Origin of the sequence: Streptomyces sp. NPDC047130 (assembly GCF_040643475.1) — a bacterium.
Classification (GTDB): Bacteria; Actinomycetota; Actinomycetes; order Streptomycetales; family Streptomycetaceae; genus Streptomyces.
The window spans coordinates 33,009-46,286 of record NZ_JBEYUK010000025.1; the positions used below are offsets into that span (position 1 = coordinate 33,009).

A 13,278-nucleotide genomic window follows, 5' to 3' on the forward strand; every position below is an offset into this window, starting at 1 on the left:
GCCGTAAGGCCCTTGCGACGTGGCGCACTTCACGTCCCGGTCCACGCCCCTGATCCCTGCCCCGTCCCGCCGTTTCCAATCACCCGCACCGCCGCGGACCCGCCGGACCGGACGCCGGGACCACTACTCGCCCAGTACCCGCCTCAGGTAGTCGTTCTGGAAACGCCGGTCGGGGTCCAGCCGGTTCCGCAGTTCCCGGAACTCACCGAAACGGGGGTAGACCCCGGAGAGGTACTCCGCGTCCCGGCTGTGGACCTTGCCCCAGTGCGGGCGGCCCTCGTACGCCGTGAAGATGCGTTCCGCCATGGTGAAGTACGCCTGGTACGGGGTCCCCCGGAACATGTGCACGGCTATGTAGGCGCTGTCCCGGCCGGAGGCGGTGGACAGCGGTATGTCGTCGGCGGGCGCGGTGCGGACCTCCACCGGGAAGCTGATCCGCAGCCCCGACCGGTCGATCATGGACCGCAGTTCGCGCAGCGCGTCCACCACGGCCTCCCGCGGCAGGGCGTACTCCATCTCCACGAACCGCACCCGGCGCGGCGAGGTGAACACCTTGTACGGGATGTCGGTGTAGGTGCGCGAGGCGAGCGCCCGGCTGGACATCCGCGCGATCGCCGGTATGGCCGCCGGCACCGCCCGGCCGAACCGGTTGACCACCTCGAAGACGCCGTTGGACAGGAACTCGTCCTCGAACCAGGCGCCCGCGCGGCCCAGCGGACGCGGCGGGCCGGGGCTGCGGTTGTTGCGCTTGGTGTTGCAGTTGCCGGTGTGCGGGAACCAGTAGAACTCGAAGTGCTCGTTGCCCGCCCAGAGTTCCTCGAAGGAGGCGGTCACCCGCTCGAAGCTCATCGGCTCCTCGCGGGCGGTGAGCAGGAAGACCGGCTCCACCGCGAAGGTGAGCGAGGTGACGACGCCCAGGGCGCCCAGGCCGATCCGCGCCGCGGCGAACACCTCGGCGTTCTCCTCGCGGGAGCAGGTGAGCACCGAGCCGTCGGCGGTGACCAGTTCGAGGGCGACCACCTGCGCGGCGATCGAGCCGGACTCCCGCCCGGTGCCGTGGGTCCCCGTGCCGACGGCGCCGGAGACCGTCTGCTCCATGATGTCGCCCATGTTGGTCAGCGACAGCCCCTCGCCGGCCAGCGCGGCGTTCAGCTGCTTCAGGGGGGTCCCGGCACCGACGGTCACCGTGCCCGCCTCCCGGTCGATGCGGTGCACCCCCGCCAGCCGTTCGGGCCGGAGGAGCACGCCGTCGGTGGCCGCGGCCGCGGTGAAGGAGTGGCCGCTGCCGGCCGGCTTCACCCGCAGTCCCCGCTCCGCCGCCCGCCGCACCGTCCGGGCGACCTCCTCGGTGCTGCCGGGCGATGCCTGTTCCGCGGGGCGGGCGCTGACGTTGCCCGCCCAGTTACGCCAGGTTCCGCTCTGCCTCGCCCGCGCGCTCGCCGTGCTGTTCGACAACGGTGCCTCCCCGCCACGGAGCCGGCCTGAGGAGCCGGCGGTATCCGAGGAAACCGACCGCCACCGCGACGGCTCCGGCGACCGCCGGAACCACGTACCCGGTCCGCGCCCCCGCCGCGTCGATCACCAGACCGGCCGCCGAGGACCCGAGCGCGACGCCGACCGCGAGGCCGGTGCTGATCCAGGTCATGCCCTCGGTCAATTGCGCGCGTGGTACGTGCTGCTCGATCAGGGACATCGTGGTGATCATCGTGGGAGCGATGAAGAGGCCCGCGACGAACAGCGCCACGGCCAAAAACGGCAGGTTCCCGACCAGTTGGAGGGGGATCATACTCGCGGCCATCGCGCAGACGCCCACCAGCCAGCGCCTCTCCGGACGGCCCTGCACGCGCAGCATGCCGAAGACCAGCCCGGCGGCGCAGGAGCCCGCCGCGTACACCGCCAGCACCAGGCTGGCCGCGGACTTGTGGCCCAGCTCCTCGGCGAAGGCCACCGTCACCACGTCCACCGCGCCGAAGATGGTGCCCGTCGCCACGAACGTGACCACCAGGACCTGCAGACCGGGGGAGCGCAGGGCGCTGCCCCGCACGTGCTCCTCCGGCGGATGAGGCCGCGGCTCGGTGGCGCGCTGCGAGGTCAGCCAGAAGACGCCGGTCGCCAGGAACACCGCCGCCAGCAGCGGCCCGGACTCCGGGAACCAGGCGGTGGACAGGCCGATGGAGACGATGGGGCCGACGATGAAGCAGACCTCGTCGATCACCGACTCGAAGGAGTAGGCGGTGTGCAGCAGCGGGGTGCCGCGGTAGAGGGCGGCCCAGCGGGCGCGCACCATCGAGCCCAGGCTCGGCACGCAGCCGATCAGCGCGGCGAAGACGAAGAGGGTCCAGTCCGGCCAGCGGAACCGGGTCGCCAGCAGCAGCCCGGCCGCCCCGGTCAGGGCGACGAGCACCGCCGGGCGCAGCACCCGGCTCTGGCCGAGGCGGTCGACCAGCCGGGATATCTGCGGTCCGAGGAGGGCGGAGGAGAGCGCGATGGTCGCCGAGAGGGCGCCGGCCAGTCCGTACCGGCCGGTGACCTGGGAGATCATGGTGACCACGCCGATGCCCATCATGGACAGCGGCATGCGCCCGACGAGTCCCGCGGCGGCGAAGCTGCGGGTGCCGGGAGACGCGAAGAGGGCGCGGTAGGGCGTGGGCACGGGCTCTCCGGGGAAAAGGGGCGTCGCGGCCCTGGTCACGAAGTGGTTGGCCGATACAGCTTACGGCTGTTTCGACCAGGTGTGCCCAGGTGTACGGGCGGTCCGAGGGGAGCGCGGGGGCAGAGGGGGCGCAGGGCCCGGACGGCCGGCCGGAGGACTCGGCCCGACGGCTCGGCGCGACGATTCGGTCGAGCGGCCCGGTTGCCCCGCCGCCGGTGGCTGGTGGGAAGATCTAGGCATGCCAGATGTGCTCGAATCCTCCCCTTACGACGCATTGCTGCTGCTCTCCTTCGGCGGCCCCGAGGGCCCCGACGACGTGGTCCCGTTCCTGGAGAACGTCACCCGGGGGCGCGGCATCCCCAAGGAACGCCTCAAGGAGGTGGGTCAGCACTACTTCCTGTTCGGCGGCGTCAGCCCGATCAACGACCAGAACCGCGAGCTCCTCGAAGCCCTGCGCGAGGACTTCGCGGAGCACGGGCTGGACCTGCCGGTCTACTGGGGCAACCGCAACTGGGCCCCCTACCTGACCGACACCCTGCGCGAGATGGTCCGCGACGGGCGCCGCCGCGTCCTGGTGCTCGCCACCAGCGCCTACGCCTCGTACTCCGGCTGCCGGCAGTACCGCGAGAACCTCGCGGACGCCCTGGCGGCCCTGGAGGCGGAAGGGCTCGAACCGCCGCGGGTCGACAAGCTGCGGCACTACTTCAACCACCCCGGCTTCGTGGACCCGATGATCGACGGCGTGGTCGAGGCCCTCGCCGACCTTCCCGAGGAGGTGCGCGACGGCGCCCATCTGGCATTCACCACGCACTCCATCCCGACCGCGGCCGCCGACACCTCCGGCCCGGTGGAGGAGCACGGGGACGGCGGCGCCTACGTCCGGCAGCACCTCGACGTCGCCCGGGTGATCGCCGACGCCGTGCGCGAGCGCACCGGGGTCGAACGGCCCTGGCAGCTCGTCTACCAGTCGCGGTCCGGCGCCCCGCACATCCCGTGGCTGGAGCCGGACATCTGCGACCACCTCGAGGAGCGGCACGCGGCCGGCGTCCCGGCCGTGGTGATGGTCCCGATCGGTTTCGTCTCCGACCACATGGAGGTCCTGTACGACCTCGACACCGAGGCGAAGGCGAAGGCCGAGGAGCTGGGCCTGCCGGTCCGCCGTTCCGCGACCGTGGGCGCCGATCCCCGGTTCGCGGCCGCGATCCGGGAGATGATCGTGGAGAGGGCGGCGGTCGAACGCGGGCAGCGGGCGACGCCCTGCGCCCTGGGCGCGCTCGGCCCGAGCCACAACGTCTGCCCGGTGGGCTGCTGCCCGGCGGCGCGCGACCCGAAGCCCGCCGCCGCGGGCGCGGACAGTCCGTACGCCTGACGGGGCCGGGCGGGGCGGCGAGCGCGCCGCGCCGCCCCCCCCCGCCGCACCGCCCCGCCCGGCACCTGCCCGGCACCGCACCGCACCGCACGGGGCAGCACCACCCCGCACAGCACAGCACCGCACCGCACCGGACCGAGAGGACGCGAGGACACCGTGACGGAACCGCACCGGACGGAACTGCGCCGGGAACTGCTGGAGATCGCCCGGGAGGCCGCCCGCCGGGCCGGTGAGCTGCTGCGCGACGGACGCCCCGCCGACCTCGAGGTGGCGGCCACCAAGTCCAGCCCCATCGACGTGGTCACCGAGATGGACATCGCCGCCGAGAAGCTGATCGTCGACCTGATCTCGGCCCGGCGGCCCGAGGACGGCTTCCTCGGCGAGGAGGGTGCCTCCTCCGTCGGCACCAGCGGGGTGCGCTGGGTGGTCGACCCGCTCGACGGCACCGTGAACTACCTCTACGGCCTGCCGTCCTGGTCGGTCTCGGTCGCCGCCGAGCTCGACGGCGAGACCCTGGCCGGCGTGGTGGAGATCCCGATGCGCGGCGAGACCTTCCACGCCGTGCTCGGCGGGGGCGCCCGGGCGACCGGTCCCTCCTGGGACGGGGAGCGGAAGCTGGCCGTGCGGCCCTCGCCGCCCATGGACCAGGCGCTGATCGCCACCGGGTTCAACTACGTGACCGCCGTGCGCACCCACCAGGCCGAGGTGGCGCGCGCCCTGCTGCCCCTGGTCCGCGACATCCGGCGCGGCGGGTCCGCCGCCGTCGACCTGTGCGACCTGGCCGCCGGACGGCTCGACGGCTACTACGAGCGCGGCCTGCACCCCTGGGACCGGGCGGCCGGTGACCTGATCGCCCGGGAGGCCGGCGCCGTCACCGGCGGACGTCCGGGCGAACGGCCCTCCGACGACCTCACGGTGGCCGCCACGGCCGGTGTCTTCGAGCCCCTCCAGAGCCTCCTGGAGCGCCTGGGCGCCTGGCACGACTGAGGTGTGAGCTGTTTCACCGCGGACCCCCCGCGCGCCGCGTCCGGGGTCCGCGGGCCGGGTGACCTGCGCACATGGACCGCAGGTGGCCCGGAGTCGAACCCTTGGCCTATGCCAGATTTTCTTGCCGCCCAAGGTTTCCGTCCCGTGACGCGTGGGGAGGACGGTCTCAACCCCGCGATCACGCTCCGCACGTGCCGTTGCACCATCCGGCACGTCACGGCCCCGTCCGGTGTCCCGTTTCCCCGGAGGCACGGCCGGACGCACGGCCCGCGTGATCGTCCCTTCCCGACCCACGACCCAGGACGAGGGGGCGCCGCATGGACGCATTCACCGCAGGGCTTCTCCAGCGCATAAGGGCTGCCGAGTCGCACCTCACGCGGGCCCGCGACGAGGGCGACGAGTTCGCCGCCGAGGTGGAGCAGGGTGAGCTCGACGACCTGCGCCGCCTGGCCGCCGAGCACGGGGTGGAGGTCGGCGCCGCGAGCGCCTGACCGAGCCCGCCCGGGCGCCCCGCGCCCGGGTGCCGTCGCCCCGGCACCAGCACCGTCAGCACCACCCGCCATCCGGCACCGCACCACCCGGCAGCGCAGCACCACCGCACCGCCCGCACCACCCGCACCGTCGACGGGCCCCGGCATCCGCCGGGGCCCGTTCGGCTGCCCGGAGGCCTCCCGCCCTGCCCCGCCCGCCGTCCTCCCGCCCGCCCTGCCCCCCTCCCGCCTTACCTCCGACTTACCGGCCGACGAGGCAGGATGGAGACCGGTACCACCGGAAGACGTCAGGCCGGTGGATGTTCAGGGTGGATGTTCAGGAAGGAAGGCCGACGTGCGCGTACTCGTCGTCGAGGACGAGCAGCTGCTCGCGGATGCGGTGGCCACCGGGCTGCGCCGTGAGGCGATGGCGGTCGATGTCGTCTACGACGGCGCGGCCGCCCTGGAGCGCATCGGCGTGAACGACTACGACGTGGTCGTCCTCGACCGGGACCTGCCGCTGGTGCACGGGGACGACGTGTGCCGCCGGGTCGTCGAGCTGGGCGCCCCCACCCGGGTGCTGATGCTCACCGCCTCCGGCGACGTCAGCGACCGGGTCGCCGGCCTGGAGCTGGGCGCCGACGACTACCTCCCCAAGCCCTTCGCGTTCAGCGAGCTCATCGCCCGCGTGCGGGCCCTGGGGCGGCGCACCAGCATGCCGCTCCCGCCGGTGCTGGAGCGGGCCGGCATCAAGCTGGACCCCAACCGGCGCGAGGTGTTCCGCGACGGCCGGCAGATCCAGCTCGCGCCGAAGGAGTTCGCGGTGCTCGAGGTGCTGATGCGCAGCGAGGGCGCCGTGGTGTCGGCGGAGCAGCTCCTGGAGAAGGCCTGGGACGAGAACACCGACCCGTTCACCAACGTGGTGCGGGTGACGGTGATGACGCTCCGCCGCAAGCTGGGCGAACCGCCGGTGATCATCACCGTGCCCGGCTCCGGCTACCGGATCTGACGCCGTGGGCTCCACCCCGACCCCGCCCCCGCCCCCGCCGCCACGGGTCCCGCCGCGGCCCACCTGGGACCCCAAGGAACAGCACTCGTCCTTCCCGTGGCTGCGCCCGACGATCCGGATACGGCTCACGCTGCTCTACGGCGGCATGTTCCTGGTCGCCGGGATCGTGCTGCTGTCGATGATCTACCTGCTGGCCGCCCAGGCGATCTCGACGGGCAACCAGCCGCCGTTCAAGATCGTCGAGTTCAGCGGCCTCAGGGTCTCCAGCGGCCGGTGCCCCGCGGTCAACCAGGGCGAGCTGCCCCTCGCGCAGTTCAACGCGGAGATCGCCCGGTGCATCGACCTCGAGCGCCAGGCCGCCCTGGACAGCCTGCTCAGCCGCTCCCTGCTGGCCCTGCTGGGCCTCGCGGTCATCGCCTTCGCCTTCGGCTACGCGATGGCCGGGCGGGTGCTCTCGCCCCTGGGGCGGATCATGCGCACCGCCCGCGCGGTGGCCGGATCCGACCTGTCCCGGCGGATCGAGCTGGACGGCCCGGACGACGAGCTCAAGGAGCTCGCGGACACCTTCGACGACATGCTGGAGAGACTTCAGCGCGCCTTCACCGCCCAGCAGCGGTTCGTCGGCAACGCCTCGCACGAGCTGCGCACACCACTGGCGATCAACCGCACCCTGCTGGAGGTGCACCTCTCGGACCCCGCCGCGCCGCCCGAGCTCCAGCAGCTCGGCCGGACCCTGCTGGCCACCAACGAACGCAGCGAGCAGCTGGTCGAGGGCCTGCTGCTGCTGGCCCGCAGCGACAACCAGATCGTCGAGCGCAAGCCGGTGGACCTGGCCGAGGTGGCCGCCCGCGCCCTGGACCAGGTCCGTGGCGAGGCCGCCGAGCGGGGCGTGGAGTTCCGCGGCGAGCGGTCGTCGGCGGTGGTGCAGGGCAACGGCGTGCTGCTGGAGCGGATCGCGCTCAACCTGGTGCAGAACGCGGTGCGCTACAACGTGCCCGAGGACGGCTGGGTCGAGGTCACCACGGGCGTGGAGCACGGCCAGGCGGTGCTGGTGGTGGGCAACACCGGCCCGGTCGTGCCGGCCTACGAGATCGACAACCTCTTCGAGCCGTTCCGCCGTCTGAGGACCGAGCGGACCGGCAGCGACAAGGGCGTCGGACTGGGGCTCTCCATCGTGCGGTCGGTCGCCCGGGCGCACGGGGGACACATCACGGCCGTCCCCCGGGAGGGCGGAGGACTGGTGATGCGCGTCACGCTTCCCCTCTGAACGAGTGACGGCGTGTTCGCTCTGCGCTGAATTCCGGAGTGTCGCGTCCAGGAGGAGGATGTGTGATCGGTCACAGAAGTGTCACGGAAAGCGTCTACTCTCCGTGACGACAACCGGCTCCGAAAATGAGGAAAATCCGGGTTTTCGGGCGTCCTGATGGCGGGCAGTACACGGAATGACGCCTTTGAACTGGGGCATTCGCAGGGTGTACGGTCCGGTTCGCCATCCGTGCCGATCACTCTTCGGGAGTCCGGTTGGGTGTCGATTGAGTAACAGACCTTGATGTGAGGCAAAATCTCCGCCTCGGGTCGGGCACAAGTCCGGCCTCTCACGCGTTACGTGCGCTGGAGACACCCAAGACCACCCAGAGGGGGAGAGCGACATGGCAACCGACTACGACACTCCACGCAAGACCGACGACGACGTCGACTCGGACAGCCTGGAAGAACTGAAGGCACGCCGGAACGACAAGTCCACCTCCGCGGTGGACGTCGACGAGTTCGAGGCCGCCGAGGGCCTGGAACTGCCCGGAGCGGACCTCTCCAACGAGGAACTCGCCGTCCGGGTGCTGCCGAAGCAGCAGGACGAGTTCACCTGCATGAGCTGCTTCCTGGTGCACCACCGCAGCCAGCTGGCCCGCGAGAAGAACGGTCAGCCGATCTGCCGCGACTGCGACTGAGGCGGGGTCGGCCGTGCCTGGCTCGACCCCTCCCTGGAAGCGCCGCTCCCGGAAACGGGCGGCGGACCTCGAGCCGCTCGACGGCTCGCACGACGCGCGTGACGTAGAAGAGCGGGGCACCGATGCCGTGACCGGCGAAGGAGCCCCGCTCGAACCGGCCGGCGGCGGCCTCCCGGCGCCGGCCGCGCCCGACGAGCCCGCCGCCCGGCGGCGGGCCGAAGGCCGGCTCCACGCCCTTCTCGGCGTGAGCGTCGACCGCATGGTCGCCATGGCGCCCCGGATCCCGGTGCGCGACCTCGCGACCCTGCGACGGCACTTCCCCGGGCTCGGCCCCGAGGAGATCGCCGACCGGCTCGTCGCCGGAGCAGCCAAGGCCACCGCGGTCGTGGGCGCCGGCGTCGGCGCCGCCAACATGCTGCCGGTACCGCCCGCCTGGGCCGCCGGCATGGCCACCGAGATCAGCGGCGTCGCCGCGATAGAGCTCAAGCTGGTGGCCGAACTCCACGAGGTCTACGGACAGCGCCCCGCGGGCGACCTGCGGACCCGCAGCATCGCCTACCTCGGCGCCTGGGCCTCCGAACACGGGGTCGACCCCGCCCGGCCCACCACCTACCGCCGCGTGGTCGACAGCGGACTCAAGCGCCAGCTGCGCAAGCAGCTCAAGCGGCGCGTCATCCGCAACGTCCCGAACCTGCTGCCCTTCATGGTGGGCGCCACGGTGGGAGCCGTCGTCAACCGGCGCGACACCCGGCGGTTCGCCGAACACATCCGCGCCGATCTGCGCATCCGGCAGGTCCCCTGGGACCGGCTGGAGGAGCTGCCCCCGCTGGACAAGCCCGCCGAACCCCTGGAACTGCCCGGGGCGGGGCGGGACGAGGCCGGGGAAGGGCCGCGGAACCCGGGGAACCCCGGAACCGGGGAGCCCCGGCAGGACTGAGCGCGGCCGGCCGCGCGGCGCTCAGCCGGCCGTCGTGCGCGCCGCCTCCACCGCCGCCGCCAGCCGCTCCGGCTCACGCGAGGACAGGTACAGGTACGGCGTCGGGTCCTGAGGGTCGACGACCACGATGCGCAGCGCCCTCGGCACGTACGCGCGCAGCAGCATGAACGCGCGCGGATCGGCCTTGTGGCTCCGCCAGGCCCGGGCCTCGGCGGGATCCAGCACCTCCGCCTCGCCCAGCGCGGACAGCGGCACGCGCGCCTCGCCGGCGATCAGCGTGTCGCCCGCCACCCGGATCCGCGCCGAGCCGTAGGAGCTCACCACCATCGCGGAGGCCGCGGCGCCCAGCGCCAGCCCGCCCAGCATGGCCAGCACCCCGAACGGATAGACCGCCAGCGCCGAGGCGAAGCCCAGCAGCAGGCAGTACAGCCACCAGTGCCAGGGCGCGGACAGCCGCTCGTCGTACGACACGACGGCCCTGACCGGCGCTGCCGGCGCGGCCGGGGACGCCGCCGAGGGCGAGGGGCCGGTGCCCTGCGGAGGGCTCTGACGGGGGCTCTGCGAGGGGGAACGCTCCATGCCTCCAGCTTGGCACGGTGTCGGCCCGTCGCGTACGCGCGGGTAAGGTCTGCGCCGTGAGTGCAACGAACAGGGCCGTGCAACCCCCCGCCGACGCGACCGCCCCGGTGCGGCACCCGGAGGCGCCCGCCCCCGGCGAGCCCGTCGGCTCCCACTACGCGAACTGCTTCGGCTGCGGCTCCGGTCAGCCCCACGGCCTGCACCTGGCCGCACGCGCGGGCGAGGGCGTCGACCTCACCGCCGAGTTCACCGTGCGGCCCGAGCACCAGGGCGCCCCCGGCCTCGCCCACGGCGGCGTCCTCGCCAGCGCGCTCGACGAGGCGCTGGGCGCCCTCACCTGGCTGCTGCGCACCATCGCGGTCACCGGCCGGCTGGAGACCGACTACCTGCGCCCGGTGCCGGTGGGCAGCGCGCTGCACATCACCGCCGAGGTCACCGCCCGGGCCGGCCGCAAGATCTACGCCACCGCCGAGGGGCGTCTGGACGGGCCCGACGGCCCCGTGGCGGTCCGCGCCGACGCCCTGTTCGTCGAGGTCAAGGTGGACCACTTCATCGAGAACGGCCGCGCGGAGGACATCCGTGCGGTCATGGACGACCCCGACGTGCGCCGTCAGTCCCGCGCCTTCGAGGTGAACCCGTGAGCGGTCCCCTCGAGGTGCTGATCCGCCGGGTCGACCCCGAGGTGCCGCTGCCCGCCTACGCCCACCCCGGCGACGCCGGGGCCGACCTGCTTACCACCGAGGCGTGCGAGCTGGCCCCCGGCGAGCGGGCCGTCCTGCCCACGGGGGTGTCGATCGCCCTGCCCGAGGGGTACGCGGCCTTCGTGCACCCGCGCTCCGGTCTTGCCGCGCGCTGCGGTGTGGCACTGGTGAACGCCCCAGGGACGGTGGATGCCGGGTACCGTGGGGAGATCAAGGTGATCGTGGTGAATCTCGACCCGCGCGAGTCCGTGCGGTTCGAGCGCTTCGACCGGATCGCGCAACTGGTCGTCCAGCAGGTCGAGAGGGTCCGCTTCCAGGAGGTGGCGGAACTTCCCGGCTCGGTACGGGCCGCGGGGGGCTTCGGGTCCACCGGCGGTCATGCCGCGGTGGGCGACTTGGCGGGTGGGAATCGATACGGTTCGGTCGTATCCGACCGGGAAGGACAGTGACGTGTTCGGACGTCGCAAGAAGGGCACAGCCGCCGACGGCGCGGCGGGCGAGGCCGAGCAGGTCGTCGGCGGTGTCGGCAGCGGGGCGGACGAGGCCGAGCAGGAGCGGGTGCGGCTGGAGCCGGCCCCGCGTCCCGACGGCCCGTGGGACAGCTCCGAGGTCCGTGAACCGGGCGAGGGCCGGGTCGACCTCGGTGGCCTCTTCGTGCCGGGAGTCGACGGCATGGAGCTGCGCGTGGAGGTCGCCGGTGACGCCATCGTCGCCGCGACCGTCGTGCTGCGCGACAGCGCCGTCCAGCTCCAGGCCTTCGCCGCACCCAAGCGCGAGGGCATCTGGGGCGAGGTGCGCGAGGAGATCGCGTCCGGCATCACCCAGCAGGGGGGCATCGTCGACGAGGTCGAGGGGCCGCTGGGCTGGGAGCTCCGGGCCCAGGTGCCGGTGAAGCTGCCCGACGGCACGGGCGGCTTCCAGGTCGTGCGGTTCGTCGGCGTCGACGGCCCGCGCTGGTTCCTGCGGGGCGTGATCTCCGGGCAGGGCGCGGTGCACCCCGAGGCCGCGGGGCTGCTCGAGCACATCTTCCGCGACACGGTCGTGGTGCGGGGCGAGGGGCCGATGGCGCCGCGGGACCCGATCGTGCTGAAGCTGCCGAACGACGCGCAGATGGTGGCCGAGGGGATGCAGGCGCCCGCCGAGGACCAGGGGTCCCGGTTCGCGGGCGGCATCGGCCAGCTCCAGCGGGGCCCGGAGATCTCCGAGGTCCGCTGACCCCGAGCCGCGCCCCCCACGGGGGCGCGGCTCACTTCTTTCCCGGGCATGCCGGCAGGGGCGCGGTTTCCGAGGCGCGGGCGGGAACGCGGGTGGGGTCCCGGGCGTTGTGGGGAGTGGGCCCAGGAGCGTGGGGAAGGCCGCGTTCCGGTTGGGTTCCGGGCCCTCGTAGACCCCCGGTAGGCTGCAGACATGAACGCTGTCCCCCGTTCCGACAAGCCGGTGGGCCGCTTCCGCCGCATGCTCGACCGGCTCTCCTCGTCCCAGGAGGACCTGGAGTGCGAGGAGCTGCGGGAGGAGACCGACACCGCGGGAATGACCCGAATAGGTGACTGCAGCGACCGTGAAGTGGTCACGGTCACTGGTACCTTGCGCACGGTCACCCTGCGTCCGCGGGCCGGGGTTCCGGCCCTGGAGGCGGAGCTGTTCGACGGTTCGGCCTCCCTGGACCTGGTGTGGCTGGGCAGACGCTCCATCGTGGGCGTGGAACCCGGACGCAGGCTGATCGCGTCGGGGCGGATCACCCTGATCCACGGCCGCCGTGTGCTGTTCAATCCGCATTACGAACTGAGACCCCTCGGACGGGAGTAGCCGGTGACGTCCCTCGACAAGCCGACCGAAGAGGCACCGCAGACGGAGCACGACTCACGCGCGGTGACCCAGGCCGCGCTCGGCGAGGCGTTCGGCGGCGTCCGCGGCATGATCGAGACGGTCGTGCCCGGCCTGATCTTCGTCGCGATCTACACCGTCAACCAGGACCTGCACAGCTCGGCGATCGCCGCCCTGGCGGTGTCCCTGCTGCTGGGCGTGGTCCGGCTGGTGCGCAAGGACACCGTGAAGCACGCCTTCAGCGGCGTCTTCGGCGTGGCCTTCGGCGTCGTGTTCGCCATGATGACCGGCGAGGCCAAGGACTTCTACCTGCCCGGCATGCTCTACACGCTGGGCCTCGCGCTGGCCTACCTGGTGTCCACGGCGCTGGGCTTCCCGCTGATCGGCGTGATCCTCGGGCCGCTGTTCAAGGAGAACCTGTCCTGGCGCCACCGGAACCCGGGGCGGAAGAAGGCCTACTCCAAGGCCAGCATCGCCTGGGGCCTGATCCTCCTCGCCAAGTGCGCCATCCTCTTCCCGCTGTACTGGTGGGCGGACACCACCGAACTCGGCTGGGTGCTGATCTCGCTGAAGATCCCGCCGTTCCTGCTGGCGGTCTGGCTGACCTGGGTCTTCCTGGCCAAGGCGCCCGCCCCCATCGACGTCTTCGCCGAGATGGAGGAGCGCGAGCGGGCCGAGGCGGAGGCCGCGGCGGCCGCCGAGGCCGCCGAGGTGCGGACCGACGCCGTGGACCCCGCGTCCGAGCGCGGCGGACGGCACCGCCGGGACTCCTGACCGGCCTGACCGGCCTGAGCGGACCGACC

General features: G+C 72.9%; 15 protein-coding genes. 12 read left to right on the forward strand and 3 right to left on the reverse strand.

What is annotated here, in order from left to right:
• Nucleotides 1–123 precede the first annotated feature (123 nt).
• Nucleotides 124–1,455 (reverse strand): D-arabinono-1,4-lactone oxidase, encoded by a 1,332-nt coding sequence (locus tag ABZ836_RS24625; protein ID WP_356133682.1) that lies wholly within the window; start codon nucleotides 1,453–1,455, stop codon nucleotides 124–126.
• Complete coding sequence (locus ABZ836_RS24630) at nucleotides 1,403–2,653, reverse strand: MFS transporter (RefSeq protein ID WP_356133680.1); 1,251 nt, start codon at nucleotides 2,651–2,653, stop codon at nucleotides 1,403–1,405. The genes ABZ836_RS24625 and ABZ836_RS24630 overlap by 53 nt, the downstream gene beginning before the upstream one ends.
• Before the next feature lie 238 nt (nucleotides 2,654–2,891).
• Between ABZ836_RS24630 and ABZ836_RS24635 the strand changes: the two genes are divergently transcribed.
• The 7 genes from ABZ836_RS24635 (at nucleotide 2,892) to ABZ836_RS24665 (ending at nucleotide 9,371) form a co-directional block, all read left to right on the forward strand.
• Nucleotides 2,892–4,022, forward strand: coding sequence for a ferrochelatase (locus ABZ836_RS24635; protein ID WP_361145489.1), 1,131 nt, complete (start codon nucleotides 2,892–2,894; stop codon nucleotides 4,020–4,022).
• Nucleotides 4,023–4,178: 156 nt separating this feature from the next.
• The gene (locus tag ABZ836_RS24640; RefSeq protein WP_361145491.1) at nucleotides 4,179–5,009 is read left to right on the forward strand and encodes an inositol monophosphatase family protein; all 831 of its coding nucleotides are present in this window, start codon (nucleotides 4,179–4,181) and stop codon (nucleotides 5,007–5,009) included.
• Nucleotides 5,010–5,326: 317 nt separating this feature from the next.
• The gene (locus ABZ836_RS24645; RefSeq protein WP_356133674.1) at nucleotides 5,327–5,500 is read left to right on the forward strand and encodes a hypothetical protein; all 174 of its coding nucleotides are present in this window, start codon (nucleotides 5,327–5,329) and stop codon (nucleotides 5,498–5,500) included.
• A 334-nt stretch (nucleotides 5,501–5,834) separates the two neighbouring features.
• The gene (locus ABZ836_RS24650) at nucleotides 5,835–6,488 is read left to right on the forward strand and encodes a response regulator transcription factor (protein ID WP_356133672.1); all 654 of its coding nucleotides are present in this window, start codon (nucleotides 5,835–5,837) and stop codon (nucleotides 6,486–6,488) included.
• A 4-nt stretch (nucleotides 6,489–6,492) separates the two neighbouring features.
• Nucleotides 6,493–7,755, forward strand: coding sequence for a HAMP domain-containing sensor histidine kinase (locus ABZ836_RS24655; protein ID WP_356133670.1), 1,263 nt, complete (start codon nucleotides 6,493–6,495; stop codon nucleotides 7,753–7,755).
• Nucleotides 7,756–8,137: 382 nt separating this feature from the next.
• Nucleotides 8,138–8,434, forward strand: coding sequence for a DUF4193 domain-containing protein (locus ABZ836_RS24660; protein WP_005481602.1), 297 nt, complete (start codon nucleotides 8,138–8,140; stop codon nucleotides 8,432–8,434).
• Nucleotides 8,435–8,447: 13 nt separating this feature from the next.
• Nucleotides 8,448–9,371 (forward strand): hypothetical protein, encoded by a 924-nt coding sequence (locus ABZ836_RS24665; protein WP_361145496.1) that lies wholly within the window; start codon nucleotides 8,448–8,450, stop codon nucleotides 9,369–9,371.
• Between the two features lie 21 nt (nucleotides 9,372–9,392).
• Here the strand turns inward: ABZ836_RS24665 and ABZ836_RS24670 are convergent, their stop codons facing one another.
• On the reverse strand, nucleotides 9,393–9,950 hold the full coding sequence (locus ABZ836_RS24670) for a DUF3093 domain-containing protein (RefSeq protein ID WP_356133666.1): 558 nt from the start codon (nucleotides 9,948–9,950) through the stop codon (nucleotides 9,393–9,395).
• A gap of 56 nt (nucleotides 9,951–10,006) precedes the next feature.
• Here ABZ836_RS24670 and ABZ836_RS24675 point away from each other — a divergent pair, with 56 nt between their 5' ends.
• From ABZ836_RS24675 to ABZ836_RS24695, 5 genes are all read left to right on the forward strand, one after another.
• The gene (locus ABZ836_RS24675; protein WP_356133664.1) at nucleotides 10,007–10,591 is read left to right on the forward strand and encodes a PaaI family thioesterase; all 585 of its coding nucleotides are present in this window, start codon (nucleotides 10,007–10,009) and stop codon (nucleotides 10,589–10,591) included.
• The gene (dut, locus tag ABZ836_RS24680) at nucleotides 10,588–11,100 is read left to right on the forward strand and encodes a dUTP diphosphatase (protein WP_361145500.1); all 513 of its coding nucleotides are present in this window, start codon (nucleotides 10,588–10,590) and stop codon (nucleotides 11,098–11,100) included. Before ABZ836_RS24675 ends, dut begins: the two co-directional genes overlap by 4 nt.
• A 1-nt stretch (nucleotide 11,101) precedes the next feature.
• Nucleotides 11,102–11,866, forward strand: coding sequence for a DUF3710 domain-containing protein (locus ABZ836_RS24685; RefSeq protein WP_356133660.1), 765 nt, complete (start codon nucleotides 11,102–11,104; stop codon nucleotides 11,864–11,866).
• Between the two features lie 192 nt (nucleotides 11,867–12,058).
• Nucleotides 12,059–12,457, forward strand: a complete 399-nt coding sequence (locus ABZ836_RS24690; RefSeq protein ID WP_356133658.1) for an OB-fold nucleic acid binding domain-containing protein — start codon at nucleotides 12,059–12,061, stop codon at nucleotides 12,455–12,457.
• Between the two features lie 3 nt (nucleotides 12,458–12,460).
• Nucleotides 12,461–13,249: a DUF3159 domain-containing protein gene (locus ABZ836_RS24695; RefSeq protein ID WP_356133656.1), complete on the forward strand. Its 789-nt coding sequence runs from the start codon at nucleotides 12,461–12,463 to the stop codon at nucleotides 13,247–13,249.
• The last annotated feature ends 29 nt before the right edge of the window (nucleotides 13,250–13,278 follow it).

Coding starts and splice junctions, on each gene's coding strand:
- ABZ836_RS24635 (WP_361145489.1), top strand. CDS start 2,892: ATGCCAGATGTGCTCGAATCCTCCCCTTACGACGCATTGCTGCTGCTC.
- ABZ836_RS24690 (WP_356133658.1), top strand. CDS start 12,059: ATGAACGCTGTCCCCCGTTCCGACAAGCCGGTGGGCCGCTTCCGCCGC.
- ABZ836_RS24660 (WP_005481602.1), top strand. CDS start 8,138: ATGGCAACCGACTACGACACTCCACGCAAGACCGACGACGACGTCGAC.
- ABZ836_RS24670 (WP_356133666.1), bottom strand. CDS start 9,950: ATGGAGCGTTCCCCCTCGCAGAGCCCCCGTCAGAGCCCTCCGCAGGGC.
- ABZ836_RS24645 (WP_356133674.1), top strand. CDS start 5,327: ATGGACGCATTCACCGCAGGGCTTCTCCAGCGCATAAGGGCTGCCGAG.